Annotated in this window: 18 protein-coding genes, 5 tRNA genes and 1 pseudogene; 16 read left to right on the top strand and 8 right to left on the bottom strand. The window is 69.5% G+C overall.

Annotated features, from left to right (window positions below; translation table 11 throughout):
- The first annotated feature begins 193 nt into the window (after positions 1-193).
- The 3 genes from P2Q00_RS44070 to P2Q00_RS44080 are packed head-to-tail and all read left to right on the top strand — an operon-like array spanning position 194 to position 1,912.
- Positions 194-862, top strand: a complete 669-nt coding sequence (locus P2Q00_RS44070) for a ribonuclease domain-containing protein (RefSeq protein ID WP_275780423.1) — start codon at positions 194-196, stop codon at positions 860-862.
- Positions 863-866: 4 nt separating this feature from the next.
- On the top strand, positions 867-1,421 hold the full coding sequence (locus tag P2Q00_RS44075; protein WP_275780424.1) for a barstar family protein: 555 nt from the start codon (positions 867-869) through the stop codon (positions 1,419-1,421).
- A gap of 59 nt (positions 1,422-1,480) precedes the next feature.
- Positions 1,481-1,912 (top strand): barstar family protein, encoded by a 432-nt coding sequence (locus tag P2Q00_RS44080; protein ID WP_275780530.1) that lies wholly within the window; start codon positions 1,481-1,483, stop codon positions 1,910-1,912.
- Positions 1,913-1,928: 16 nt separating this feature from the next.
- Here the strand turns inward: P2Q00_RS44080 and P2Q00_RS44085 are convergent, their stop codons facing one another.
- Positions 1,929-4,883: a response regulator gene (locus tag P2Q00_RS44085; protein ID WP_275780425.1), complete on the bottom strand. Its 2,955-nt coding sequence runs from the start codon at positions 4,881-4,883 to the stop codon at positions 1,929-1,931.
- An 831-nt stretch (positions 4,884-5,714) separates the two neighbouring features.
- On the opposite strand from P2Q00_RS44085, the pseudogene P2Q00_RS44090 reads away from it, so the two are divergent.
- Positions 5,715-5,924: pseudogene (locus P2Q00_RS44090) on the top strand (site-specific integrase); the annotation flags it as partial.
- Between the two features lie 172 nt (positions 5,925-6,096).
- Here the strand turns inward: P2Q00_RS44090 and P2Q00_RS44095 are convergent.
- From P2Q00_RS44095 to P2Q00_RS44115, 5 genes are all read right to left on the bottom strand, one after another.
- A tRNA-Lys gene (locus P2Q00_RS44095) sits at positions 6,097-6,169 on the bottom strand.
- A 99-nt stretch (positions 6,170-6,268) separates the two neighbouring features.
- Positions 6,269-7,852 (bottom strand): amino acid permease, encoded by a 1,584-nt coding sequence (locus P2Q00_RS44100; RefSeq protein WP_425579544.1) that lies wholly within the window; start codon positions 7,850-7,852, stop codon positions 6,269-6,271.
- 131 nt (positions 7,853-7,983) lie between these two features.
- Positions 7,984-10,161, bottom strand: a complete 2,178-nt coding sequence (locus P2Q00_RS44105) for a DEAD/DEAH box helicase (RefSeq protein ID WP_275780426.1) — start codon at positions 10,159-10,161, stop codon at positions 7,984-7,986.
- Between the two features lie 222 nt (positions 10,162-10,383).
- Positions 10,384-10,908: a hypothetical protein gene (locus P2Q00_RS44110; protein WP_275780428.1), complete on the bottom strand. Its 525-nt coding sequence runs from the start codon at positions 10,906-10,908 to the stop codon at positions 10,384-10,386.
- Between the two features lie 76 nt (positions 10,909-10,984).
- Positions 10,985-11,335: a metallopeptidase family protein gene (locus P2Q00_RS44115; RefSeq protein WP_009327618.1), complete on the bottom strand. Its 351-nt coding sequence runs from the start codon at positions 11,333-11,335 to the stop codon at positions 10,985-10,987.
- 86 nt (positions 11,336-11,421) lie between these two features.
- On the opposite strand from P2Q00_RS44115, the gene P2Q00_RS44120 reads away from it, so the two are divergent.
- From P2Q00_RS44120 to P2Q00_RS44165, 10 genes are all read left to right on the top strand, one after another.
- Positions 11,422-13,002, top strand: a complete 1,581-nt coding sequence (locus P2Q00_RS44120) for a metallophosphoesterase family protein (RefSeq protein ID WP_275780429.1) — start codon at positions 11,422-11,424, stop codon at positions 13,000-13,002.
- Between the two features lie 80 nt (positions 13,003-13,082).
- A tRNA-Glu gene (locus P2Q00_RS44125) sits at positions 13,083-13,155 on the top strand.
- 38 nt (positions 13,156-13,193) lie between these two features.
- Positions 13,194-13,268, top strand: a tRNA-Asp gene (locus tag P2Q00_RS44130).
- Positions 13,269-13,292: 24 nt separating this feature from the next.
- Positions 13,293-13,366 (top strand) — tRNA-Phe (locus P2Q00_RS44135).
- Positions 13,367-13,565: 199 nt separating this feature from the next.
- On the top strand, positions 13,566-16,424 hold the full coding sequence (locus P2Q00_RS44140; RefSeq protein WP_275780430.1) for a PKD domain-containing protein: 2,859 nt from the start codon (positions 13,566-13,568) through the stop codon (positions 16,422-16,424).
- A 36-nt stretch (positions 16,425-16,460) separates the two neighbouring features.
- Positions 16,461-16,646 (top strand): DivIVA domain-containing protein, encoded by a 186-nt coding sequence (locus P2Q00_RS44145; RefSeq protein WP_275780432.1) that lies wholly within the window; start codon positions 16,461-16,463, stop codon positions 16,644-16,646.
- An 85-nt stretch (positions 16,647-16,731) separates the two neighbouring features.
- On the top strand, positions 16,732-17,049 hold the full coding sequence (locus P2Q00_RS44150) for a hypothetical protein (protein WP_275780433.1): 318 nt from the start codon (positions 16,732-16,734) through the stop codon (positions 17,047-17,049).
- A gap of 91 nt (positions 17,050-17,140) precedes the next feature.
- Positions 17,141-21,094: an ATP-dependent RNA helicase HrpA gene (hrpA, locus tag P2Q00_RS44155; RefSeq protein ID WP_275780434.1), complete on the top strand. Its 3,954-nt coding sequence runs from the start codon at positions 17,141-17,143 to the stop codon at positions 21,092-21,094.
- A gap of 94 nt (positions 21,095-21,188) precedes the next feature.
- Positions 21,189-21,263 (top strand) — tRNA-Asp (locus P2Q00_RS44160).
- Positions 21,264-21,704: 441 nt separating this feature from the next.
- Positions 21,705-21,896 (top strand): DUF6274 family protein, encoded by a 192-nt coding sequence (locus P2Q00_RS44165; RefSeq protein WP_275780435.1) that lies wholly within the window; start codon positions 21,705-21,707, stop codon positions 21,894-21,896.
- Between the two features lie 493 nt (positions 21,897-22,389).
- On the opposite strand, the gene bldC is transcribed toward P2Q00_RS44165, so the two are convergent.
- Together bldC and P2Q00_RS44175 are read right to left on the bottom strand one after the other, a co-directional pair.
- Entirely contained in the window at positions 22,390-22,596 is a 207-nt protein-coding gene (bldC, locus tag P2Q00_RS44170; protein WP_003949541.1) for a developmental transcriptional regulator BldC, read from the bottom strand.
- 565 nt (positions 22,597-23,161) lie between these two features.
- Entirely contained in the window at positions 23,162-24,004 is an 843-nt protein-coding gene (locus P2Q00_RS44175; RefSeq protein ID WP_275780437.1) for a DUF8083 family protein, read from the bottom strand.
- 223 nt (positions 24,005-24,227) lie between these two features.
- On the opposite strand from P2Q00_RS44175, the gene P2Q00_RS44180 reads away from it, so the two are divergent.
- A complete protein-coding gene (locus P2Q00_RS44180) occupies positions 24,228-25,331 on the top strand; it encodes a Leu/Phe/Val dehydrogenase (protein ID WP_275780438.1) in 1,104 nt (367 codons plus the stop codon).
- A 290-nt stretch (positions 25,332-25,621) separates the two neighbouring features.
- Positions 25,622-25,882, top strand: a complete 261-nt coding sequence (locus tag P2Q00_RS44185) for a DUF3073 domain-containing protein (protein ID WP_266517140.1) — start codon at positions 25,622-25,624, stop codon at positions 25,880-25,882.
- Positions 25,883-25,932: the final 50 nt, after the last annotated feature.

Below are 25,932 nucleotides of genomic sequence, written 5' to 3' on the forward strand. Positions count from 1 at the left end.
CGACCGCCGAGCGGTCCAGACCGTGCGTTCACCGGTGGCCACGCGGGAGGACTTTGTCACAGCCGGGTGTCATTTCCGTCTGTCGGACAGCCGTGAGCCGACTGAGAGGCCACTGCTACACACGACCGGTTTCTTGATGGCACCGGGGCGAACGGCCCCCGGGTGAAACACCGGAACTAGCGAAGGAGACGTCTTGTCCTCCTCTCTTGACACGGCGTCCGCGTCCGACGCGGAACGCCGTACGAAGCGCCCCCGGCTCCGGGGCCGCCGCCGGATCCTGACCGTCGCGAGCATCGCGCTCGCCCTCCTGGGCGGCTCGGTTGCCGAGTCCGGCGCCGCGTTCGCGCAGCCGCCGTCGGCCCAATGCCCGGCAGCCTGCTACGCCGGCGCGCCCGCCGGCGTGCAGCAGGTGGACTGGGACGACGCGAACGAAGCGGCGACGTGGTGGGCCAACAACAACGTCGACTTCAACGCGGCGAGCGTCAGGTCCGGCTGGTCGTGGTACCACCGCATCGATGCGCACCCGGGAGGTGGATGGCCCGACTCGTTCTGGGGCCAAAACTGGTACGCGTTCTACGAGCCCGGCATAGGACGTGACCAGTTCATCTACTACGGCGGCACGTTCCACGACCGCGCCGGACTGGTCACCCAGGCCGAACGCAACCATGGCGTCTCGAGCAACGACGCCTGGCAGAGCTCGGCGGTCAATGGGAACTCTCCCTACGTAGAGTACGACATCGACTACTACGGCAGTGCGAATGATCCGCGTAACGCGAGGCGGCTCGTGCGCAACACAAGGACCGGCAACGTCTACGCCACGTTCGACCACTACCAGACGTTCTACTACCTGGGCCACTTCTAGGCACGTGGAAGCCGACCGGGCCGGGGTGGTGTCACAGACAGGTGAATCCGTCCGTGACACCACCCCGGTGGTCATGAAGGAAATGAAGGGGACGATCGGATTGACCTCCAAGACTGCCTGGCTCCGCCCGTTGACGCAGGCGGCAGCCGACATCACGACACTGGGTACCGTGCGCGGCTCCCGTTGCCGTACCAGCCGGGACCTTTTCACCGAATGGGCGACCGAACTCGGCTTCCCGGACTATTTCGGCCGGAACTGGGACGCCTTCAGCGACTGTCTCGGTGAAGCGGTGGCGAGAGCGTCCACCGAGAGTGCCTCCTCGGAGGGGGAGAGAGCGCCACTGGCGGTGATCGTCCAGGAGGCGGACGAGCTCCTCGCGGACGAGCCCGCGAGCGCACTGTCGGTCTTTCTGGACATCCTGGGCCAAACCGCTGGTGAAGACAGCTCAAGGCCCACGTTGTCACTGCTCCTGGACGGAACTCCGGACCGCCTGTCTCGGGTGACCGAACGCATGACGGAAGCAGGCTACCCACCGCTTCTGAGAGGGCATTTGTTTTAGGCAGATCGCCCTGTATGCCCCAATAGGTACCTCGCCAGGTAGGTGTGGTCTCGTCCGTGATGCGCTTGGCGAGGTTGTCGATCGAGGCTATTGGCCGAGGTGGCCGCCGACGTTCCCGCGCGGCAGGAGGTGCGCGGCTCCGTTGCCGTCCCAGGCAGGGCCTGTTCATCGAACGAGCCCGCCGTGCCCAGCTTCCGGAGCACTTCGGGCACAACTGGGACGCCTTCTACGACTGCCTCCGGGACACCGTGTCGCGAGCGGCGCCCAGCGCAGCCGCCACGATCGGACGGCCGGCCGCGCCGCTGACAGTCATCGTCCGGGAAGCCGGCGACCTCCTCGCCGACGAGCCGGACAACGCCCTGGCCACCCTCGTGTCCATCCTCGGCGGCATCGCCGATGACGGCGGCGAACCACGCCTGCTGCTCGTCCTGGACGACACGCCTGACCGGCTGTCCCACCTGGAGCGGCGCATGGCGGCGGCAGGCTGCTGACGGCCGCCCCCTCGGCTCAGGCGCGCAGTTTGTAGCCGAAACCGCGGACCGTTTCGATGCGGTCGCGGCCGATCTTGGTACGCAGCCGCATCACCTGGACGTCCACGACGTGCGTGTCGCCGGCCCAGGCGCAGCCCCAGACCCGCTCCAGGAGGATGTCCCGGGTGAGGACCGTGCCGGGCGAAGCGGCGAATTCCCGCAGCAGCTTCAGTTCGGTGGTGGTCAGGTGGATGGGTTGCCCGTCCTTGTACACCTCCAGTGACACGGGGCAGTACACCAGGTCCCCGAACCGGCTCGTACGAGTGTCGCGCCGTCGGCCCGCGGGGGCCGTGCGTCGCAGCAGGGCGCGCACGCGGGCGAGCAGGACCGTTCCGTCGAAGGGTTTGGCCAGGCAGTCGTCGGCGCCCGCCTCCAGGCCCCTGACCACGTCCGCCGGGTCGTCGCGATCCGCGAGGAGCAGAACGGGCACCGCGGACTCCTCGTGGATCCGCCTGGCCAGGCCCATCCCGTCCAGGCCGGGCAGCCGCTCGGCGAGCACGGCGACGTCCGGGGTCTGCTGACGGAACAGGGTGAGCCCCATCAGGCCGTCGGCGGCGCTACGTACCCGGTGGCCGCTCGCCTCCAGGATGCGCCGGGCGTCCTCCCTGACCGTCGGGTCGCCGTCGACCAGCAGTACGTCGCATACGTGGCGGCCTTCGGCAGGTGAGGCAGGCTCGGTGTCTGCGGTGTCCGCGGTGTCAGGCGCGTGTCGGCGGCGCACAGTGCTCGGCGCTGTCTCCCTGACGTCGATGGCAGCGTCGGTACCGGTATCACCCTCGGTGCCGATATCGCTTTCGGCACCGCTCTCAGCCTCGGCATCGGTGCCACTGTCGCATTCGGTGCCGGTGTCGTACGCGGTGTCCCTGCCGCAATCGAGCCCGGCCCCGGAATCCGTGTCGACGGCGAGGGCGAAGTCGACGGCCTGTGCGCGGGTGCGGTGTCTGCCGCCTTCGGCGAACGCCTGCCGGTACGACGCCTCGCCCAGCGCAGCGATCGCGGCTTGCTCGCAGCGGGCGTGCCACTCGGCCATCTGCGGTCCGAACGCGCAGATCGAGCTCCCGGCGTCGTGCCACAGGGCATCCGCCAGACCGAGCAGCCGGGCGGCCCGCGCGTGAGCGCCGCCGACGGCGGTGGCCCAGGCGAGCAGTTCCACCATCCTCGCGACCATCGCGTGGTCGTTGAAGCCGCGCATGCCTACCAGTGCGGACCTGACCAGGGTCTCGGTGGTGTCACAGTCCCCACGGGCCCAGGCATAGTGGCCCATGCCCATCAGCACTTGGGCGCGCCCCCACACGTCCCCGCTCTCCTCGGCGACGGCGGCGTACCGGCTGCCGGTGTGTGCCGCCCGGGGATCGCCGGCGTACGCCTGGACGCAGGCCAGCGACAGCCGCCAGCAGGCCGCCGTGCGCTCGTCACCCAGCGCGGTCATGGCGGCCAGGGTTGCCTCGTAGCGGCGAATGGCCTCCTGCGGCCGCCCCCGGTACTGCGCGGACACCCCGCGCAGGCCGTCCGCCTGGATCCGCACCCACGTATCGCCCAGCAGCTCGCCCAGCGCGTCGGCCTCCTCCAGCCAGCTGTCGGCCGTCGCCAGGTCACCCTGGGTCTGCGCCACCCAGACGGCGGCCAGCAGCGCGCGGGCTCGCTCCTCGCTGGGCTCGGGCGCGGCGGCCAGCGCCCGCTCGAACTGGCGGCGCCCCTCGCTGAGGAAACCGCCGACGCACCAGTGCCAGCTCAGCGCCGCGACCAGTGCCAGCCGGGGCCGGGGCTCGCCCTCGTAGTCCAGGGCGGCCAGCAGGTTGGCGTGCTCCGCGCGCAGCCGGGCAAGGTTCTCCTCCTGGCCGGGGCCGTACCAGTTCCGGTCGATGCGGTCAGCGAGGGCGAGGTAGAAGTCGCGGTGGCGTCGGCGCAGTGCGTCCTGTTCGCCGGAGTCCGCGAGCCGCTCCCGGCCGTACTCCTGGATGCTCGCCAGCAGCCGGTAACGCCGCTGACCACTCGCCTCGCAGGTCAGGACGACGGACTGGGCGACCAGCCGGTCCAGGAGGTCCAGCACCTCGTCCTCGGCGATCCCCTCCCCGGAGCAGACGTCCTCGGCGGCCTCCAGGCTGAACCCCCCGGCGAAGACGGTCAGGCGGTTCCACAGCAGCCGCTCGGCCGGGGCACACAGCTCGTAGCTCCAGTCGATCATCCCGCGCAGGGTGCGCTGATGAGCCGGTGCCGTCCGGCAGCCGCCGGTGAGCAGTGCGAAGCGGTTCTCCAGCCGGTCCGTCAGCTGTCCTACGGTGAGCGTGCGCAGCCGGGAGGCGGCCAGCTCGATCGCCAGCGGGAGCCCGTCCAGATCGGCGCACAGGCGCGCGAGGGCGGCGTGGCCGGCCTCATCTCCGTGGGACCGCTCCCGCACGGCGGGCGCCCGGTCGCGCAGCAGTTCCACCGCATCGTCCTGCGCAAGCGGCGCGAGGGCGAAGACATGCTCGCCCGTGACACCCAGGGTGTGGCGACTCGTGGCGAGGATGCGCAGCTCGGGAGCAGCCGACAGGAGGGTTCCGGCCAGTTCGGCGCACGCGTCGACCAGGTGCTCGCAGTTGTCCAGCACCAGCAGCGCGCGCCGCCCGGCCAGATAGCCCGTGAGCTGGTCCAGGAAGGGCAGCGCCCCGAGGTCGGGCACCCGCAGCGCGCCCGCCGCCGTGGCCGCCACCGCCGACGGGTCGGACACCGGGGCCAGGTCCACCAGCCACACCCCGTCCGCGAACGCCTCCCGGGACGCGGCGGCCACCTCCAGCGCCAGCCGCGTCTTGCCCACACCGCCCATGCCCGTGAGCGTCACCAGCCGCCGTACGCACAGAAGACGGCGGATCTCAGCGGTCTCCAGCCTCCGACCCACAAAACTCGTGAAGGCGGCGGGCAGATTCCCACACTCTGCGATCACCGTGGTCATGCTTTCCCCGTCTCCCCGTACCATGATCGAATATTGCCTGGAATTCTTACCGATCCCTTACGGTCGGGCCATAGTCAGCCCGTGGTCGGCCGCATTGAAGGGACTTGGACGGCTCAGGATTCACGAGGCGGGTTTCTACTGCGTGAACAAGCATGGTCCCGCCACAAGCCGAATGCGGCGCCCACCCCCACCTTGACCTGCACCGACAAGGGCGTGGCAGTCTTGCGTGGCATACCTCACAAGCTCGACCACAAAGGACGCCGTCGCCTTGTAACCAGCCACAGAGCCATCACGCGACCCGTCGGCCTTTGATCCAAGAACCGAGCCCTCCCTCGAAATCCCTCGACTCAATTGTCAGGCAGCCGAGAATTGATTGGCGACATGAATCGTGCCAGTGATCAATCGCCTGTCCTGTTCGGGCTGCGGGCCGAAGGAGCTGGGCGGCTCCAGCACTCTCGTCACGCACTGCTTTCCGACGCGGCCGGAGCTGACGCGCGCTGTCGGGGGCGAGATGATCGACAGCCATGACACCGAACTCGCCCCCCCCTGGAAGAGGGCACGGACGCGCCTACGCGACTGCGGATCCTGTCGTGCCCGCCGACCGCGTCGAGGCAACCGTCGACCTGCTTGGTGAGGTCGGGGCCGCCGAGGTTTGACCAGTGGAAGTCGCCGTGGGCGGTGGACCACTCGATGTCGCCGACGTCACGGCCCGTGTACTGGGGGACGGCTCGGCGGATGCACTCCTCCCGTACGGCGATGCGTTCGGTGGGGGCTTCAGCGAGGGAGTCGAGTGCGGTCCGCAGCTGCGACCACCATGCCACGGGGGAGCGCGCCACAACCGACCTGCCGCCCATCACCCTGCGGGACCTGCGCCACGTCGCCGCGACGCTCACGCACGGAGGCGGCGGCGACATCCACACGGTGAAGGAGACGCTGCGGCACTCCACGATCACGCTGACCTCGGACGCGTACACGAGCCTGCTCCCTGAGCTGGACCGTGAAGTCGCGGAGAGGGCAGCGAAGTTGATCCCCCGGTCGCGTCCGGCGGCTGCTGATTCGTCCGACCAAGCGGCACCCGATCCGCAGGCCGCGAGCGCATCCGCTCACGTATCGCTGACGCAATGGCTTGAGAACGAAGCAGCGCCCGACCCGACCGAAGCCGACTCAGGCGCTGCACAGCAGGTCAGAGGGCATATCCCCCGACCACCACCGGTAGGCCCTGTGGGACTCGAACCCACAACCAATGGATTAAAAGTCCACTGCTCTGCCAATTGAGCTAAGGGCCCCTGGCGATGTTGCCTCCCCGAGCATAGCCGGACACGGCCGCGTCTCCGATCGGGTATCGCAGACGCGGCCGTGCCGGAGGGGAAGATCGAGCCGGAGTGTCAGGGATCGACCTTTTCGGGGGCGCCCCCGGAGGGTGCCGTGCGTGCCGCCTCGCGGGCGATCGTGCGGGCGTGCTCGGGGTTGAGGAACCAGTGCCGGGCCGACGCCCCCCACCACGCCGCCGCGAAGCCGAGGACCGCAAGGACCGCGACCGGGGCGTAGTTGAAGCTCTCCCAGGTGACCGGCGAGACCTGCGGCAGCATGAACAGCACCGTGATCACGCCCACCCACACCACCGACACGACGCCGATCGCCCTCGACCAGCGCCCCAGATGCCACGGCCCCCGGTCGAAGGCGTCCCCCTTGCGCAGCCGCAGCAGCGTGGGGATGACATACGCGATGTAGAGGCCGATCACCGCGATCGATGTCACCGCCGCATACGCCGTCACATTGATCAGATACGGCAGCCCCAGTACCAGCGCCCCGGCCGCCGCCAGCCATACCGCAGCCACCGGGGTCCGGGTCCGCGGGCTCACCGTGTGCCACAGGTGCGAGAAGGGCAGGGCGCCGTCGCGCGAAAAGGCGTAGATCATGCGGCTGTTGGCCGTGACCGACGCCATCCCGCAGAACAGCTGCGCGCCGATGACGACCAGCAGGAGCAGCTTGCCCGCCGTCGCCCCGAGCCCGTCCAGCAGGATCTGGGCGGGCGGTGCCCCTGTGGGCGAGGCGAGCTCCTTGTCGTACGACTGGATGGCGAACGTGAAGCCCAGCAGCAGCACGAAACCGGCTATCCACGACGTCCAGATCGACTGGACGATGCCCTTGGGGCCCGCCGTCGACGCGTCGTGCGTCTCCTCCGTCATATGGGCGGAGGCGTCGTAGCCGGTGAAGGTGTACTGGGCCATCAGCAGGCCGAGCAGCACCACGTACACACCGCTGCCCCAGCCCGTGTTGTTCACGAACTTCGTGAACACGAAGGACGCGGACTGGTGATGGTCCGGTACGAAGGCCAGCGCGCCGACGATCACCCCGACCCCCAGCACGTGCCACCACACGCTCACGTCGTTGAGGAAGGCGACGATTCGGACGCCGAAGGTGTTGAGCACGCCGTGCAGGATCAGGATGCCCGCGAAGAGCAGTACCGTCCGGCCCGGCGTCACCTTGAAGTCGAACTGCAGGTTCAGGTACGCGCCGAGGAAGGACGCGGCACCGAAGTCGATGCCCGCCGTCACCGCCACCTGGCCCAGCACGTTGAACCAGCCCGTGAACCACGCCCAGGCCGCGGCCGAACGCGGGGGCGCCAGGCGGTGGGCCCAGAAGTACAGGCCCGCGGAGGTCGGGTAGGCCGAACAGATCTCGGCCATCGACAGGCCGACGAACAGCGTCATCAGGCCTACGGCGACCCAGCCCCAGGTGATCACGGCCGGGCCGCCCGTGTTCATGCCGAAGAGGTAGAGGGTCAGGCAGCCGGACAGAACAGAGATGATCGTGAACGAGACCGCGTAGTTGGAGAACGCCGACATGCGGCGGGCGAGAACCTGCGTGTAGCCGAGCTGGGCAAGCCGTTCCTCGTCCGAGAGTTCCGGAGAATCCGAGGGTTTCGAGAGACCCGGGCGCCCGCTCGCTATGCCGTCATCTGTCATGCCCCCAGCGATTCCCTCCCCGAGGGCGTGACATGCATCACAACATGGCCAAAAAAGGCCCTTGGGGTTCCTGGTACGCAAAGGGCCCGCACGACCGAAGTCGTACGGGCCCTCGCTCAGCTCACTCTGCGTCAGCCGTTGCGCTTCCAGCGCGGCTTGTCGTCGCGGCGCCCGAAGGAGGAGGAGCCGCCGCCGGTGCCGGTGCCGCGGTGGTCGTCACGGCGGCCGTAGGGACGCTCGTGGCCGCCGGAGCGGAAGCCCGGGCGGTCGCCCTGGCGGTCGCGGTTGAAGGGACGGTCGCTGCCACGGTGACCGCTGCGCTCGTCGCGGCGCTCGAAGGAACGGCCGGCCGGACGGTCGTCGCGGCGGAAGCCGCCACGGTCGTTGTCCCGACGCTCGAAGGAGCGACCACCACGGTCGTCACGGTCGCGGTTGAACCCACCACGGTCGTTGTCACGGCGCTCGAAGGAACGGCCACCGCGGTCGTCACGACGCTCGTCCCGACGGAACCCGCCACGGTCGCTGTCCCGACGCTCGAACCCACGGCCACCGCGGTCGTCGCGGCGCTCGAAGGAACGGCCACCACGGTCGTCACGACGGTCGTCGCGGCGGAACCCACCGCGGTCGTTGTCCCGACGCTCGAAGGAGCGACCACCACGGTCGTCACGGTCGCGGTTGAACCCACCACGGTCGTTGTCGCGGCGCTCGAAGGAACGGCCACCGCGGTCGTCACGACGCTCGTCCCGACGGAACCCGCCACGGTCGCTGTCCCGACGCTCACGACGCTCGTAAGACGACGAACCCTCGGCACGCTCACCACGGTCGGCGTCCTGCGCCACCGGCTGCTCGGGCACGGACACCTCGACCGCCTCGACGGCCTCGGCGACCGCCGCCTGCGCCTCGGCCACCGCGGCCTCCGGGTCCTCGCCGCGCTCGCGGGCGACCCGGGCGACCAGCCGGTCGGCCTCCTCGCGCAGCTCGGTCGCGCGGCGCTGCGCCCGCTCCAGCTGCTTGGTGAGGTGGGACACCTCGCGCTCGGCCTGCTGCGCCGCGTTGGCCGCGGACTCGGACTGGACCTCGGTCATCGAACGGGCGCCGGTGATCTCGGCGACCTCGGGCTCGAAGGCCGTACCGGAGTTGATGATGTGACGCCCGGCGTCGACGCCCGCGTCCTCCATCAGCCGGAAGATCTGGCGGCGCTGGTGCGGCAGGGAGAGGGAGACGACCGTACCCGTGCGGCCGGCACGAGCCGTACGGCCGGCGCGGTGCAGGTAGTCCTTGTGGTCACCGGCCGGGTCCACGTTCAGGACCAGGTCGATGCCGTCGACGTGGATACCGCGGGCGGCGACGTCGGTGGCGACGAGCGCGTTGACGTAACCGTCCTTGAAGTCGGCCAGCGTCCGGGTCCGGGCGCCCTGGGTCATGCCGCCGTGCAGCGCGTCGGCCTTCACGCCCGCCTCGCGCAGCTGCTCGGCGATACGGTCGGCGCCCAGCTGGGTGCGGACGAAGATGATGGTGCGGCCCTTGCGGGAGGCGATCGCGGCCGTGACCGGCGCCTTGTCCTTGGGCTTCACGATCAGGATGTGGTGCGACATGGTCGTGACGGCGCCCTGGGCGGCGTCCACCTCGTGCGAGACCGGGTCGACCAGGTAGCGCTTGACCAGCGTGGAGATCTCGTTCTCCATGGTCGCGGAGAAGAGCATCCGCTGACCGCCGGCCGGGACCTGGTCGAGCAGTTCGGTGACCTCGGGCAGGAAGCCCAGGTCGGACATCTGGTCGGCCTCGTCGAGGACGGCGACCTCGACGTTCTCCAGGGAGCAGGCGCCCCGGTTGATGATGTCGCGCAGACGGCCGGGCGTGGCGACGAGGATGTCGACACCGCGCTCCAGGGCGTAGATCTGGTTGCCCATCGACGTACCGCCGCAGACGACCTTCATCTTCAGGCCGACGACGTCGCCATACGGCTGCAGCGCGTCCGCCACCTGCATGGCGAGCTCACGGGTCGGCGTGAGGATGATCGCGCGCGGCTTGTGCTTCTCGGTGCGACCGCCGGCGAGCCGGGCCAGGGTCGGCAGACCGAAGGAGAGGGTCTTGCCGGAGCCGGTGCGGCCACGGCCGAGGATGTCCTTGCCGGCCAGGGCGTCCGGGATGGTCGCGGCCTGGATCGGGAAGGGGGTGGTCACGCCGTTCTGGGCGAGCTTGCGCACCACGCCCTCGGGGAGACCGAGGTCCGCGAAGGTGACCTCGGGAGCGTCCTCGGTGCCCTCGTTCTCGGGCACGACGACGTGATCAGTACTGGAAATGGACATGCTGAAGCGAAACCTTCCGGAGTCTCGTCGGCACGCGCCCGTCAACTCCGTGATTTCGCAATACGACCGCCTCTATGCGGTCAGCCACGGCAAGGGAGAGAACGCGCCACGCGGCGCGCTCTGCAGTGGCGCCGGGCAATGGGATCAAACGATCTACCACCATACGCACCCATCACCGCCGGAGGCAAACCGAACCCCAAGGACGTAGGCCAGATCACACTCCTACGCCGGTGACCCCGCCGTGGGCGCGGGCTCCCGCTCCACCATCTGCGGCGCCGTCTCCTCGTGCGCCGACGACGACGGCTCGGCGACCGTCGGCGCGGGCGAGGCGGAGGTCGGCTGCTCGCTCGGCGTCGGCTGCGGCTCGGCGACCGTCGGAGTCGGCGTCGCAACGGTCGGCGCAGGATCCCCGGGCTTCTCGCTCTTCCCGTTCCCCGGCTTGCCCGCCGGAGGAGCGGACTGGCCGGCCCCCGCGGACGGCGAGGCGGAGGGGGACGCCGACGCGCCGCCCTTGTCCTTCTCCCGCTTGCCGCCCTTGTGCTTGCCGTCGGCGGCGATGCCGACCCCACCGCCCCTGCCGGACACGCCCGTTCCCCCGTCGGGCGCCGCGCCGCCCCGCTGCCCCGCGGAGTGCGACGGCTTCGCACTGCCGCCTCCCCCGTCCTCGCCCACGCTCATGCAGCCGGCGGCAGCGGCAACGGCCATGACCGTGGCGGCCAGACGGACGGGTACGTACAAGCGGCGCACGGAAAGCCACCTCCGAGGCGGGGGAAGGAGTCAACCTGCCCAACTCCCGCCGCCCACAAGAGGACACGCGCACCGCTCATCCGTAACCGAGTGCGTGCAGCCGCGCGTCGTCGATCCCGAAGTGATGCGCGATCTCGTGCACCACGGTCACCTCGGTCTCCGCGACGACGTCCTCCCGCGACTCGCACATCCTGAGCGTCGGCCCCCGGTAGATCGTGATCCGGTCCGGCAGCACCCCGGCGTACCATTCGCCCCGGTCCGTCAGCGGAGTCCCCTCGTAGAGCCCGAGCAGCTCGGGATCGTCCGCCGGCGGCTCGTCCTCGACGAACACCGCGACGTTGTCCATCAGCCGCGTCAGCTCCGGCGGGATCCGGTCGAGCGCCTCGGCGACCAGTTCCTCGAACTCCTCGCGCGTCATCTCCAGCACAGGCCCATTGTCAGTCACAGGACGCCGGTACGAGAGTCATGGCCCCCACCCGCATATCCACCCCCGCACTTGGGCATACGGGACCAATGGCCCGCGTCCCCGCCATCGCCGCCACCGTCCTGAACCGGGTACGCAAGTCCCCGCGCACCCTCACCCGCCACTACCGCGCACGCCGTCCCCACCCGGCCCTGGAGCTGGTCCGGCAGCCGCACCCCTGGCCCCGCGCCCTGGGTCTGGTCGCCGTGGTCCTGATCGGCGCCTGGCTGGGCCTGCTGATCGTCGGCAACGTACGAGTCCCGGTCGGCCCCATGAACACGACGATGACCCTGCGCCCGTCCATCACCGGCGGCACGAAGATCAACGTCTCGCCGCTCGGCGCCCTGCAGCTGAACAGCCACCGCGCGCCCGTCCGCCTGGACGTCAACGTCGACCAGCTGGACCCGGTCCGCGCCCAGGCCCTGGTCGACCACCCCGAACGGCTCTCCGGCCTCCAGGACGAGGTCGTCCACGACGTCGAGCACGGCACCCTCGACCTGGCCCTGCGCTCCTGCGTCGCCGTGGTGTCGGGAGCCACCGCCCTCGGCCTCGCGGTCTACCGCCGCCCCCGCCGCGCCCTCGCCGCCGGCGGCACGGCCCTGGCCCTCCTGATGGCCTGCGGGGCCTCGGCGTACGCGACCTGGAACCCCGAATCCGTCCTCGAACCGAAGTACTCGGGGCTGCTCTCCTCGGCGCCCTCCCTGGTCGGCAACGCCCGCAACATCGTCACCGAATTCGACGTCTACCAGAAGGAGTTGGCGCGCCTGGTGACCAACGTGACGAAGCTCTACGACGTCACGTCCACCCTCCCCGCCTACCAGCCGGACCCCACGACCGTCCGCGTCCTGCATGTCTCGGACATCCACCTCAACCCCGCGAGCTGGAAGATCATCGCGTCGCTGGTGGACCAGTACAAGGTCAACGTGATCGTCGACACGGGCGACACGATGGACCACGGCACGGCGGCGGAGAACGGCTTCCTCGACCCGATCGCGGACCTCGGGGCGCCGTACGTCTGGGTCAGGGGCAACCACGACTCGCACCTCACCCAGCGCTATCTGTCCCGCATGAAGAACGTGCACGTCCTGGACGACGGCCGGGCGGAGACGATCGCGGGCCTGCGCTTCGCAGGCATCGGCGACCCGCAGTTCACCCCCGACCGCTCGAAGGTGATCGGCGCCGACGAGTCGGAGCAGCTGGCCGGGGACCGTCTGGCCGCGGCCCTGAGCGACCAGAAGAACGCGGGCACCCCGGTCGACGTGGCCATGGCCCACGAACCGTCGGCGGCTCGCCAGGTCGACGGCGAGGTACCGCTCGTCCTCTGCGGCCACCTGCACCACGAGGGCGACGAGATCCTGAAGAACGGCACCCGGCTGCGCATGGAGGGCTCGACGGGCGGCAGCGGCCTGCGCGCCCTGGAACACAAATACCCGGCCCCGATCGAGGCCTCGATCCTCTACTTCGACCGCGGCACCCGCCGCCTCCAGGCCTGGGACGCGATCAAACTGGGCGGCCTGGGCGAGACGACGGCGGAGGTCACCCGCCACCTCCCGAAGGAGAACCAGCCGGGAGCCACCCCCTCCACCTCCTCCACTCCCACCCCACCGACCCCTGCCACCTCCACCCCGTAAACCGTTTTGGCGATACCTCCCGCCATCCCATATGCTTCTCACGTCCCCGACGCGCTGAGAGGCGCCCAGGCGGGCCGATAGCCCTCATCGTCTAGCGGCCTAGGACGCCGCCCTTTCAAGGCGGTAGCACGGGTTCGAATCCCGTTGGGGGCACGCAACACCGTGTGCGACACTGTCGTACGCAACAGCTTGGTCCTGTGGAGCAGTTTGGAGTGCTCGCCACCCTGTCAAGGTGGAGGCCGCGGGTTCAAATCCCGTCAGGACCGCTGAGGTTTCCCCGGAAGCCTCGTGGCTGGGTAGCTCAGTTGGTACGAGCGATCGCCTGAAAAGCGATAGGTCGCCGGTTCGACCCCGGCCCCAGCCACAACGCCCCATCAGGGCAAACCCCCTTCGGGATCTTCCCGGAGGGGGTTTTTCATGCCCGTCGGGCGGTTCTGTTTTGGGCAAGAGCAGGGTGGATCATGGCGTTCCTTTGAGTCGGGGCTGACACCATGACAGCTGCATGTCAACGCTGCCCCACCGGCGTTCTCGTGACCTCACCACGAACGCTCCCGGGAGACCCCGTGCACAGACCCCGCCCCGCCGTCGGACTGTCCCTCGCAGTGATCGTCGTGGCGGGGCTGATGAGCGGCTGGGGGACCGGGCCGGCGGCGGCGGACTCGGGGTCCGGCGCGACGCTGTACGTCAACCATGACGTGGCGTGCAGTGACAGCGGAGTGGGAGCCGAGGACCTGCCCTTCTGCAGCGTGCAGGCAGCGGCGGACGTGGTGGCGCCGGGGGACACGGTCCGGATCCTGTCGCCGAAGGGCGATCCGTACTCGGGAGCGGTGACGCTGACGCGGTCGGGGACCAGTGATGCGCCGATCACCTTCACGGGGGCGCAACCCGGTACGACCAACTCGCGGGCGGTGCTCTCGTGGCCCGGCACCGCACCGGCGCTGACGCTGGACGCGGTGCACGACGTCGACGTCGAATCGCTGTCCTTCACCGACGACGGCGGAAACGGCGTGGCGGTGAAGGGCTCCGAGAACGTGACCCTCAACCAGCTGGCGATCTATCACCCGGCCCTGTCGGTCCCCGCCACGGGAACCGCGGTAGGCGTGGACGGCACGTCCTCCGACGTGACCGTCTCACGGAGCTGGATGGGCCCCTCGTACGCGTACGGCGTGCGGGTGGAGCCGGGAGCCGCCCGGGTCACCGTGACGACCGACGTGATCACCACGATGCGGCAGGGCGGGATCGCAGTCACCGGAACAACGGGCGCATACGTGACGAGCAACACGCTCCTCGCGCCGTGCGCCACCGGAATCTCGCTGGACGGCGGCAGCTCCGGGGCTGTGGAGAACAACGTGGTCATCAACACGGGAGCGGCGCAGAGCAGCAGCTGCCCGGCACCGACCGCACCGCTCTACGCGGTGTCGACCGACTCCACGGACCAGGTCACCGCCGACTACAACGTGGCGGCGAACGACACGGGCGCTTCCGCCCCGTCGCGCGCCGAGTACTCCTGGGGCGGCACCTCGTACGCCTCCAGCACGGCGTTCCAGGCGGGGACAGCACAGGGCACTCACGACATCGACGGACTCTCCGCTCCCTTCGGGAGCCAGCCGCCCGAGCGCTCCCGCCTCATCGACTCGGCCGACTCCAACGCGCCCGGCGAACTCGGCACCGACTACGTGGGCCACCCGCGAGCCGACGACCCGATCGTCGACAACACCGGCACCGGCACACCCCCTCCCGACCGAGGCGCCGTCGAACGCGAGGACGTCATCACGATTCCCGCCGACGCCTACCCATCGAGCGGCATCGCGCCATTCGACACCTCGGTGAAGACGGACGCCGTCAGCAACTGGGCCAAGGCGCTCACGTACTCGGTCGACTTCGGGGACGGCAGCGCCCCGGTCACCGGCGCGGCGGGCTCCCCCATCGCCCACACCTACAGCACGCCGGGTCGATACCTCGCACGCATCACGGTCACCGACAGCGACGGAACCAGCACGGCCGGGGCCAACTGGACGATGGCGGCTACGGCCACGCCGCCGCCCGCCTCGCTGTCCGCAGCCGTCGACGCCACCAGCGACGGCCAGATCAACGCGGGGACCGCCCAGTTCGCCGTGCCGGAACCGACCGACTCGTGGGAGGTCCTCAGCCGGGTCCTGGACTTCGGCGACGGCAGCCACGACAGCGTGGGCGACGGCGTCGGGCAGACGGTGCACCAGTACCCGGCCCCCGGCACTTACACCGCCACCCTGACCCAGACCGACCGGCTCGGCCGCACCACCACCGCCACCACGACCTTCCACTCGGCGGACGCCTTCGTCGCGATGACCCCGCAGTACGACACCGAGAAGACGATCGCCGCCCACGGCGTCCTGAAGCTCTCGGCGGCCACCCTGCGCGCCGACTCCAGCGGTGTGGACGCGGCCCAGCTACAGCTCGTCACCAGCGCGGCCAAGGCGAGCGGCTCCCTCACCCTCTACACCGCCGGCACCACCCGCCCCGGCACGTCCACCATCAACTTCGAGTCCGGCCGGACGGCGCTCAACGAGGCGACGGTCAAGGTCACCCCGACCGGTTCGGTCGACATCTACAACGGCAGCTCCGGTGCGGTGACGGTCGACGTCGCCACGGTCGGCATCCAGTCGCACGCGCAGTACGCCGACACCTACCACCCGGCCTCTCCGGTCCGCCTGCTCGACACCCGCAACGGCACCGGAGGCAGCACCGGCCCGGTCGCCGGCGGCCACTCGGTCACGTTGGCGGTCGGCGGCACGCACGGTGTCCCGGCGGGAGCGAACGCGGTGGTCCTCAATGTCACCGCGACCACCACCAAGTCGTCCGGCACTCTCGTCGCCTCCACACACGGCACCACGGGCTCCTCCGTGACCGGCCCGTACTGGACGACCGGGCAGACCGCCTCCGCCCAGATCGTGCTTCCGCTGGTCGACGGCAAGGTCGTGCTGCGCAACACCGGCAGGGCGTCGGCGAACCTCGTCGCGGACCTCGTCGGCTGGTACGGCACCACCGCGAACGGCTCGGAGTTCCTGCCCACCGCCCCCGCCCGCATTCTCAACACCCGCACCGGAGCCGGCACGGGCAAGGTCGCCAGGCTCGCCGCCCACTCCACCCTCAAACTCAAGGTCACCGGCGCCCACGGCGTCCCGGCGACCGGAGTCACCGCCGTCGACCTGAACCTCACCGTGCCCTCCCCGTCGGGCAGCGGCTACCTCGTCGCCTACGCCGACGGCACCTCGCGCCCCGGTGTGTACGCGCTGAACTTCACCAAGGGCCACACCGCGGCCAACCACGCGCTGGTCAAGGTCGGCGCCGACGGCGAGATCGACCTCTACAACGCGGGTGCCGGCCCGGTGGACGTATACGTCGACCTCTTGGGCGACTACGACATCTTCCCGGCGAGCTGACCGAAGCAGGGCAACAAAGACAACAAAAGGAACAGGATGGCACCCGAGATCTTCGGCTTCGAGATCGTCCGGCGCGGCTATGACCGCACCCAGGTCGACGCCTACCTCGCACAGCTGGTCGCCGGTACGGCCCCCGACGCACCCCCGGCCTTCGACATCGCTCGCCGGGGTTACGACCGGGCACAGGTCGACGCCCGGATCGCCGAACTGCAGGCCGGCTGAGGATGGCGGGCCGGCCGCTTGGCAGGGTTGCGGTGTGGCGCTACGTTCTGGCTGGTCGGCGTAGGGCCAAGGGGGGCGGGGGACGATGAGTCGGGACGAGGCCAAGGCCATCCGGGATGTCGAGCTGGAGAAGGACCGGGCTCGGTACGGACTGCTGGCCGTCGTGATCAGCAATCTTGCGATCGCGGGGGTCGCGATCTTCGGGGTGTGGCGGCTCGACGGGGACAAGGCGGTGGTCGTGGGGGTGCTCACGGCCGCGTTCACCGCGGTGAGCAGCATGACCACGGCCTACCTCGGGATCAAGGCCGTCTCCAACACCGCCAGGTCCATCGCGCTGGGGGAGGGTGGCATGCGGCAGCAGCAGCCCGCGCCCACGGCACCTCCGGGACAGCGGACCACCTGAGACTGCGAGCCTGCGAACAAATCCCCTGTTCAGCGGCCGGGCGGCAAATCGTTCGCCAGGGATTTCCCCGGGATGAGATCCTGGATCGCGTATGTCTACGCACCCTGCCCCCGCCACCCCGGCCCTCGGCACCCTCGCCCCCCGCCTGACCGAGCTCTCCCTGCGCGACGCGCACCGGCTCGGGCGCAGGCTCGAAGGCGCGCGCAAGATCCGTAAGCCGGAGGCCCAGGCCGCCGTCCTCGCCGAGATCGAGGCGGAGATCGCGAAGGCCGAGGGGCGGATGGGCGAGCGGCGCGGCCGGGTCCCCGCCGTCTCGTATCCCGAGCAGCTGCCGGTCAGCCAGAAGAAGGACGTCATCGCGGAGGCCATCCGCGATCACCAGGTGGTCATCGTCGCCGGTGAGACCGGGTCCGGAAAGACCACGCAGATTCCGAAGATCTGTCTGGAGCTCGGGCGGGGCGTGCGCGGCATGATCGGGCACACCCAGCCCCGTCGTATCGCCGCCCGTACCGTCGCCGAGCGTGTGGCCGAGGAGATGGACACCCCGCTCGGCGAGGCCGTCGGCTGGAAGGTGCGGTTCACCGACCAGGTGAACCAGGACGGCACCTTCATCAAGCTGATGACCGACGGCATCCTGCTCGCCGAGATCCAGACCGACCGTGAGCTGCGCGCGTACGACACGATCATCATCGACGAGGCCCACGAGCGGTCCCTCAACATCGACTTCCTGCTGGGCTATCTCGCGCAGCTGCTGCCGAAGCGGCCCGATCTCAAGGTCGTCATCACCTCCGCGACCATCGATCCCGAGCGCTTCTCCAGGCACTTCGGCGATGCGCCGATCATCGAGGTCAGCGGGCGGACGTATCCGGTCGAGGTGCGTTACCGGCCCCTCCTCGAAGAGGACTCGGACGACTCCGACCGGGACCAGATCACCGCGATCTGCGATGCCGTCGAGGAGCTTCAGGGGGAGGGCAAGGGCGACATCCTCGTCTTCCTCTCGGGGGAAAGGGAGATCCGGGACACCGCCGACGCGCTGGTCAAGAAGAACTACCGGTTCACTGAGGTGCTCCCGCTCTACGCCCGGCTCTCGCACGCCGAGCAGCACCGCGTCTTCCAGCAGCACACGGGGCGCAGGATCGTTCTGGCGACCAACGTCGCCGAGACCTCCCTCACCGTCCCGGGCATCAAGTACGTCATCGACCCGGGCTTCGCCCGGATCAGCCGGTACAGCCACCGGACCAAGGTCCAGCGGCTGCCCATCGAGGCGATCTCGCAGGCCAGCGCCAACCAGCGCAAGGGCCGCTGCGGCCGTACGTCCGACGGCATCTGCATCCGCCTCTACTCCGAGGACGACTTCCTCGCCCGCCCGGAGTTCACGGACGCGGAGATCCTCCGTACGAACCTCGCCTCCGTCATCCTGCAGATGACCGCGGCCGGCCTCGGCGACATCGAGAAGTTCCCGTTCATCGACCCGCCGGACCACCGCAACATCCGCGACGGCGTTCAACTGCTGCAGGAACTGGGCGCGTTGGACCCGGCGGAGAAGGACGCACGGAAGCGGCTCACACAGACCGGCCGCAAGCTCGCCCAGCTGCCGGTCGACCCCCGTCTGGCCCGTATGGTCCTGGAGGCCGACAAGAACGGCTGTGTCCGCGAGGTCATGGTCATAGCCGCCGCGCTGTCCATCCAGGACCCGCGCGAACGCCCCGCCGACAAACAGGCCCAGGCCGACCAGCAGCACGCCCGCTTCAAGGACGAGACCAGCGACTTCCTCGCCTACCTCAACCTGTGGCGTTACGTCCGCGAGCAGCAGAAGGAGCGGGGTTCGTCGTCCTTCCGCCGGATGTGCAAGCAGGAGTACCTCAACTTCCTGCGCATCCGTGAATGGCAGGACATCTATACGCAGTTGAGAACTGTCGCCAAGCAGATGGGCATCCACCTCAACGAGGAGGACGCGCCCGGCGACCGTGTCCACGTCTCCCTCCTGGCCGGTCTGCTGTCGCACATCGGCATGAAGGACGTGAAGGAGGGCGCGAAGAACGAGTATCTGGGGGCAAGGAACGCGAAGTTCGCGGTCTTCCCCGGCTCGGCGCTCTTCAGGAAGCCGCCGCGGTTCGTGATGTCGGCCGAGCTCGTCGAGACCTCTCGCCTCTGGGCGCGCGTCAACGCGAAGATCGAGCCCGAGTGGGTCGAGCCGCTCGCCGAGCACCTGATCAAGCGCACGTACAGCGAACCGCACTGGGAGAAGGACCAGGCGGCCGTGATGGCGTACGAGAAGGTCACGCTGTACGGCGTGCCGATCGTCGCCCAGCGGAAGGTGAACTACGGCCGTGTCGACCCGGAGACGAGCCGCGAGCTGTTCATCCGCAACGCGCTCGTCGAGGGCGACTGGCGCACGCACCACAAGTTCTTCGCCGACAACCGCAGACTCCTCAGCGAGGTCGAGGAGTTGGAGCACCGCGCCCGGCGCCGGGACATCGTCGTCGACGACGACACGCTCTTCGACTTCTACGACCAGAAGGTGCCCGAACACGTCGTCTCCGGCGCCCACTTCGACTCCTGGTGGAAGCGGAAGCGGCACGAGCAGCCGGAGTTCCTGGACTTCGAGCGGGAGATGCTCATCCGGGAGTCGGCGGAGGCGGTCACCAAGGCCGACTATCCCGACTCGTGGCGGCAGGGGCCGCTGAAGTTCCGGGTGACGTACCAGTTCGAGCCGGGCGCCGACGCGGACGGTGTGACGGTCCATGTCCCCCTCCAGGTCCTCAACCAGGTCACGGACGAGGGCTTCGACTGGCAGATCCCGGGCCTGCGGGAGGAACTCGTCACCGAGCTGATCCGCTCGCTGCCGAAGCCGATCCGCCGCAACTACGTGCCGGCGCCGAACTTCGCGAAGCGCTTCCTGGACACGGCGGTCCCGCTGCAGGAGCCGTTGATGGTGACCATGGCGCGCGAGCTGAAGCGGATGGTCGGCGTGCCGTTCGAGGCGTCCGACTTCGACTGGTCGAAGGTCCCGGACCACCTCCGCATCACCTTCCGTATCGTCGACGAGCGGCGGCGCAAGCTCGCCGAGGACAAGGACCTCGAGGCGCTGAGGCTCCAGCTGAGGCCGAAGGCACGCCAGGCCCTCTCCCAGGCGGCCGCGGCCACCGCGTCCCGCGAGGGCGGGGAGTCCCTGGAGCGCAAGGGCCTGACCGACTGGACGATCGGCTCCCTCACCCGCGTCTTCGAGACGCGCCGGGCGGGCCAGCCGGTGAAGGCGTTCCCGGCGCTGGTGGACGACGGCGACACGGTCTCGGTCCGTCTCTTCGACACGGAGGCGGAGCAGGCGGAGGCGATGTGGAAGGGCACGCGGCGGCTGATCCTGCGCAACATCCCCGTCAACCCTGCGAAGTTCGCGTCCGAGAAGCTGACGAACCCCCAGAAGCTCGCCCTGTCCGCCAACCCGCACGGCTCGATCCAGGCCCTGTTCGACGACTGCGCGATGGCGGCGGCGGACAAGCTGATCGGGGACTTCGGGGGCCCGGCGTGGGACGAGGAGTCGTACCGGAAGCTGTACGACAAGGTGCGCGCGGAGATCGTGGACACGACGGTCCGGACGGTGGGGCAGGTACAGCAGGTACTGGCCGCCTGGCAGGCCTGTGAGCGCCGTCTGAAGGCCGTACGCAGCCCTGCGCTGCTGCCGAACCTCCAGGACGTGCGAAAGCAGCTGGACGCCCTCGTGAAGCCGGGCTTCGTGACGGAGGCGGGGCTGCGGCGCCTCGCCGACCTGATGCGGTACCTGGTGGCCGCGGACCGCCGCCTCCAGCAGATGCCGACCGGCGTCCAGCGGGACACGACGCGCATGGAGAAGGTCCACGAGATGCAGGACGAGTACGCATGGCTGCTGGAGCAGATGCCCCAGGGCCGTCCGGTCCCGTCCTCCGTCACGGACATCCGCTGGATGATCGAGGAGCTCCGGGTCAGCTATTTCGCCCACGCCCTCGGCACGGCGTACCCCGTCTCCGACAAGCGGATCGTGAAGGCGATCGACGCGGCCGTACCGTAACCGGCCGTACACACGGGGTGAGTTCGACCAGCGGGCTCACCCTCCTGTACAGTCTCTTCTCGCAGCGCAACGCACAAATGGCGCCGCGAAACCTGGTCCTGTGGAGCAGTTTGGAGTGCTCGCCACCCTGTCAAGGTGGAGGCCGCGGGTTCAAATCCCGTCAGGACCGCAGTGAGTGAGAGGGCCCGCATCCCACAAGGGACGCGGGCCCTTCTTCATGCCCGCCCGCACACCCACCACCCGCCACCCTGTCAAGGTGGAGGCCGCGCCCGCGGCGCAGCCGCAATCGGGTACAGCAAATCCCGTCAGGACCGCAGTGAGCGAGAGGGCCCGCATCCCGTCGAGGGACGCGGGCCCTTCTTCGTATCCGCAGCGCCGGTCGGCATTTTCAGCCCGTCCGGCGTTTTGAGGGCGAGGCCGTTCAGGCCGAAGCGGGGGTCTGGGGGCGCAGCCCCCGGGCTACGGTCAGGGCAGCTCCGGGTGCCCTCAGAGGCGCGGCACGGCAGTCACCCCGCACCCGGCGGAGCCCCACGCCGTCTTGACGCCGTCACTTTCCCTCGGTACCCAGAAGACAGGGCCTGCTCCCCGTGCGGCCCGCTGGAGGTGGCTTATGGCGGCGTCGGTCAGGCACGAGACACGGGCCCTGCTCCGTGCGCATCTGTCGGCCGCTCAGTCGTACGGCCATCTGACCCGCCACTGCCCCATCTGCCACCACCTGCTGCGGCTGGCTCTGGACGCCTCGCCGAGGGCCGCCGAGGTCCCGGACGAGGTCGCCGAGGACGAAAGTCCCGCCGGCGCATGACCATCGGCCCCTCCCAACACCCGCCCCGCCATGGGAATCTGGACCACGTGCCTCCTCTAGCGCACGGATGCCGACGGCAACAAGGACCGTGGCATGTGACGGGTGTCACCGCATGAGTTTCTGAAACCGCGGTACTTACACCCCGCCTACAAGTGGTCAATTTTATATGTGCAATTGCACCACCCGGGGACCCCTCCGGGAGGCTCCCCCGGCGCGCCGCCTTGCGGGCCCCACAGGAGATCCGACACCCCTCCCCAGACTCCGACAAGGCCACTCACAGGCCCTGCGACAGGGCACGCCATGCGCACAAAAAAGATCGCGCTGGACCCGGCGGAGTCCAGCGCGATCGACGACGCACCCTGTGTGTTGCTGGGAAAGCTCTGAAGAGCGTGGGCGTGGAGCCTGTTGGGGCAGACCCCGCGTCGCTTGGAGCTAGGGTTCGGGCGCCGCGGCAAGTTGGGGGACCTGCCGGTTTGCCCGGTTATGCAGTTGTTCAGGCCTCGCTGCGCTGCTGCGGGATGCCCGCGAGCAGAGCACGGACCTCCGCCTCGCGGTAGCGGCGGTGCCCGCCGAGCGTTCGAATCGAAGTGAGCTTTCCGGCCTTCGCCCACCGCGTGACCGTCTTGGGGTCGACACGGAACATGGTGGCGACCTCAGCCGGGGTCAACAGCGGCTCGGCATCAGGGGTGCGAGCGGTCATGAGCGGCCTCCTCGGGAGAACCGAACCTTCTCGGTTCTTTCCTCTAAATTCTGCACCTTGACCCGCGTTGCCCGAAATGGCGGATGCGGGTCGAGTCGGTTATAGGACGAACGGCTTGTCCTCGGCACTACAACTACACCATCTGTCCAGCCGCGTCGGCCAAACCGATGGAATTGCCCCTCCAGGTGTTCATCAGCGACGGAAGCCGATGGACCATGCCATAGCGGACAGTCACGTCACTGTGACGATCAGTCACAGGACAATCAGGAGCCACGAGACCCCCCAAAGCGTGCAATGCTGAGATTCCGCCCACAGTGGTACGCACTGGGACGGACGGAGCCCTCCCCGGACTCCTTGTCCTATTTTGGCACGAGGAGGGGCAAGGGACGCAAGGGCCGCGTAAGTGCGGTCCGTCACGCTTGGCACGGCTTGAGATGAACGCCCGGATCGGGACCTACGTCCCATGTTGACGAAACCTCAGGAAACTCAGAGCACACTTCGGTGCGAGGACGAAACCCCAAAACGGGCGATTCGTCAAACGTCAGTTCGTTACCTGAAGGCGCTCTCAGTTGGCCGAACGCCGGTCCCGGACCGACCGCCAGCGCTCCACCAGCCGCGCGTACGCCGCCCCCGCGGCCGCCCCGTCGCCCTGCCGGAGCGCCTCGATGCCCTCGGCGACGTCCGCCGCCGAGTGATCGTCCTCGAGCTCGCCGGCGGGCAGCGCGTGGACCAGACCGCCGTAGTCCAGCTCCACCGTCGAGCGCGGGTGGAACTCCTCCAGCCAGCGCCCCACGTCCACCAGGCCGTCGATCAGCGGCCCCTCGTCGATGCCGTCCTTCAGGGCCCGCAGAGCCCGCGCCACCCGCCGCCGCGCCTGCACCATCGGCGTCTGGTAGCGCAGCATCGGGGGAATCTCGCCGGAGCCCTTGTCGAAGCGCCGCTCCTGGTCCGACACCAGTACGAACCAGTGCAGCGGCACCTGCCAGGTCGCCGTGCGGATCCAGGGGCGGGCGTCCGGGTTGCGGACCAGCCAGCGCTCGTAGTCCTGGCTCGCCTGCCGTCGTACGACCTCCGGCAGCACCGCGTCCAGAACCGGCCTCGGCAGCTCCTCGGGCAGCTCCTGGAGCGCCTGCCAGCCGCGCAGCCGGGTGCGCCACGGACACACGCACAGCACCCCGTCGGCCTCCAGCACGAACGCGTCGCTGCTCTCGTGCACCGGCACCGGGATCGGCGGGGTGGGCACCAAGTCGGCCAGGGAGCGGCGCAGTTCGTCCTGGTACGTGGGGCGGTCCGCGCGCCGGGCATAGCGCGCCCAGTGGCTGCGCTCCGGCTCGGGGAAGGCGGCCAGTGGCTCGTACACGCGCAGATACGTCGCGTACGGGACGATCACCGAGGACACCTTGGGCACGCCTGCTCCCTCCCCCGCCCACCACCGGGAAAACCTGCGGAACCCGCTCACAAACGGGCGGGAAATCTATGCAAATCGTCGCACGGACGTACTCCGCGAGTGGGTGATCCTGAGCACTGCGCGGTGGCCGGGCGCCCCAGGCTCTAATCTCATGCTCACAGCACCCGCCACCCGCACGGGAGCTGGTCTCCAACCGCCGCTACTTACTTCAGGAGTCACCACAGTGACCGACGTAACCGGCGCACCTGCTGATGTACTGCACACCCTGTTCCACTCGGACCAGGGCGGACATGAGCAAGTCGTGCTCTGCCAGGACCGCGCCAGTGGCCTCAAGGCCGTCATCGCCATCCACAACACCGCTCTGGGCCCCGCGCTCGGCGGTACGCGCTTCTACCCGTACGCGAACGAGGCGGAGGCCGTCGCCGACGCGCTCAACCTCGCGCGCGGGATGTCGTACAAGAACGCCATGGCCGGCCTCGACCACGGCGGCGGCAAGGCCGTGATCATCGGCGACCCGGAGAAGATCAAGACCGAGGAGCTGCTCCTCGCCTACGGCCGGTTCGTCGCCTCCCTCGGCGGGCGCTACGTCACCGCGTGCGACGTCGGTACGTATGTCGCCGACATGGACGTCGTCGCCCGCGAGTGCCGCTGGACGACCGGCCGCTCGCCCGAGAACGGCGGCGCCGGCGACTCCTCCGTCCTGACCGCCTTCGGCGTCTACCAGGGCATGCGCGCCAGCGCCCAGCACCTGTGGGGCGACCCGTCGCTGCGCGGCCGCAGGGTCGGCATCGCGGGCGTCGGGAAGGTCGGCCACCACCTCGTGAAGCATCTGCGGGACGAGGGCGCCGAGGTCGTGATCACCGATGTGCGCGAGGAGGCCGTGGGGCGGATCCTCGCGGCGCATCCGGAGGGCGTGACGGCCGTCGCCGACACCGCCACCCTGATCCGTGTCGACGGCCTCGACATCTACGCCCCCTGTGCGCTCGGCGGGGCCCTGAACGACGACACCGTGCCCGCGCTGACCGCGAGGATCGTCTGCGGCGCCGCAAACAACCAGCTCGCCCACCCGGGCGTCGAGAAGGACCTCGCCGACCGCGGGATCCTCTACGCGCCGGACTACGTGGTGAACGCCGGCGGTGTCATCCAGGTCGCCGACGAGCTCCACGGCTTCGACTTCGACCGGTGCAAGGCGAAGGCGGCGAAGATCTTCGACACCACGCTGGCCATATTCGCACGTGCGAAGGAGGACGGGATTCCGCCGGCCGCCGCGGCCGACCGGATCGCCGAGCAGCGGATGCACGAGGCGGCCGCCGGGCGCGGTCGCTGACCTTCAGGAGGTTTGGCCGGTACCCGTCGGCGCACACTTAGAGAGAACTCTCACGTTCGTCGGCGGGTCGCCTGCCGAGAAGTGGTTAAAATCGCGGTTGACCAGCGGGGACGGGGCGCCCCGAGGGTCCTGGACCCGGGCCCGTCCTGCGGGCGACGTACCGTATGGGCGCGGGCTCAGGTACCGTGGAAGCCCTACGGACGGGTCTCTCCACGGAGAGCCCGTTTCAGATCATGAACGCGTGTCAAGACTCTGGGGCCACCGAGCCCCGTATCCGAGGGGGTCGAGCCATGGGGCGCGGCCGGGCAAAGGCCAAGCAGACGAAGGTCGCCCGCCAGCTGAAGTACAGCAGCGGCGGGACTGACCTGTCGCGTCTGGCCAATGAGCTGGGCGCATCGACTTCGAGCCAGCCGCCGAATGGCGAGCCGTTCGAGGACGACGACGACGAGGAAGACGACCCGTACGCCCAGTACGCGGATCTCTACAACGACGACGATGAGGACGAGGACGACGAGTCCGGTCCCGCGTCGCAACATCGCCGCGGCGCTTGACGCACTCAGCAGTGCTTGACCCGGTCCGGGAGTGGTCCACACCACCGGAC

The organism is Streptomyces coacervatus (genome assembly GCF_029223485.1).
In the GTDB taxonomy this organism is placed as follows: Bacteria; Actinomycetota; Actinomycetes; order Streptomycetales; family Streptomycetaceae; genus Streptomyces; species Streptomyces coacervatus.

Coding starts and splice junctions, on each gene's coding strand:
- P2Q00_RS44080 (WP_275780530.1), top strand. CDS start 1,481: ATGCGCTTGGCGAGGTTGTCGATCGAGGCTATTGGCCGAGGTGGCCGC.
- P2Q00_RS44085 (WP_275780425.1), bottom strand. CDS start 4,883: ATGACCACGGTGATCGCAGAGTGTGGGAATCTGCCCGCCGCCTTCACG.
- P2Q00_RS44100 (WP_425579544.1), bottom strand. CDS start 7,852: ATGACAGATGACGGCATAGCGAGCGGGCGCCCGGGTCTCTCGAAACCC.
- P2Q00_RS44105 (WP_275780426.1), bottom strand. CDS start 10,161: ATGTCCATTTCCAGTACTGATCACGTCGTCGTGCCCGAGAACGAGGGC.
- P2Q00_RS44120 (WP_275780429.1), top strand. CDS start 11,422: ATGGCCCGCGTCCCCGCCATCGCCGCCACCGTCCTGAACCGGGTACGC.
- P2Q00_RS44145 (WP_275780432.1), top strand. CDS start 16,461: ATGGCACCCGAGATCTTCGGCTTCGAGATCGTCCGGCGCGGCTATGAC.
- P2Q00_RS44150 (WP_275780433.1), top strand. CDS start 16,732: ATGAGTCGGGACGAGGCCAAGGCCATCCGGGATGTCGAGCTGGAGAAG.
- hrpA (WP_275780434.1), top strand. CDS start 17,141: ATGTCTACGCACCCTGCCCCCGCCACCCCGGCCCTCGGCACCCTCGCC.
- P2Q00_RS44165 (WP_275780435.1), top strand. CDS start 21,705: ATGGCGGCGTCGGTCAGGCACGAGACACGGGCCCTGCTCCGTGCGCAT.
- bldC (WP_003949541.1), bottom strand. CDS start 22,596: ATGACCGCTCGCACCCCTGATGCCGAGCCGCTGTTGACCCCGGCTGAG.
- P2Q00_RS44185 (WP_266517140.1), top strand. CDS start 25,622: ATGGGGCGCGGCCGGGCAAAGGCCAAGCAGACGAAGGTCGCCCGCCAG.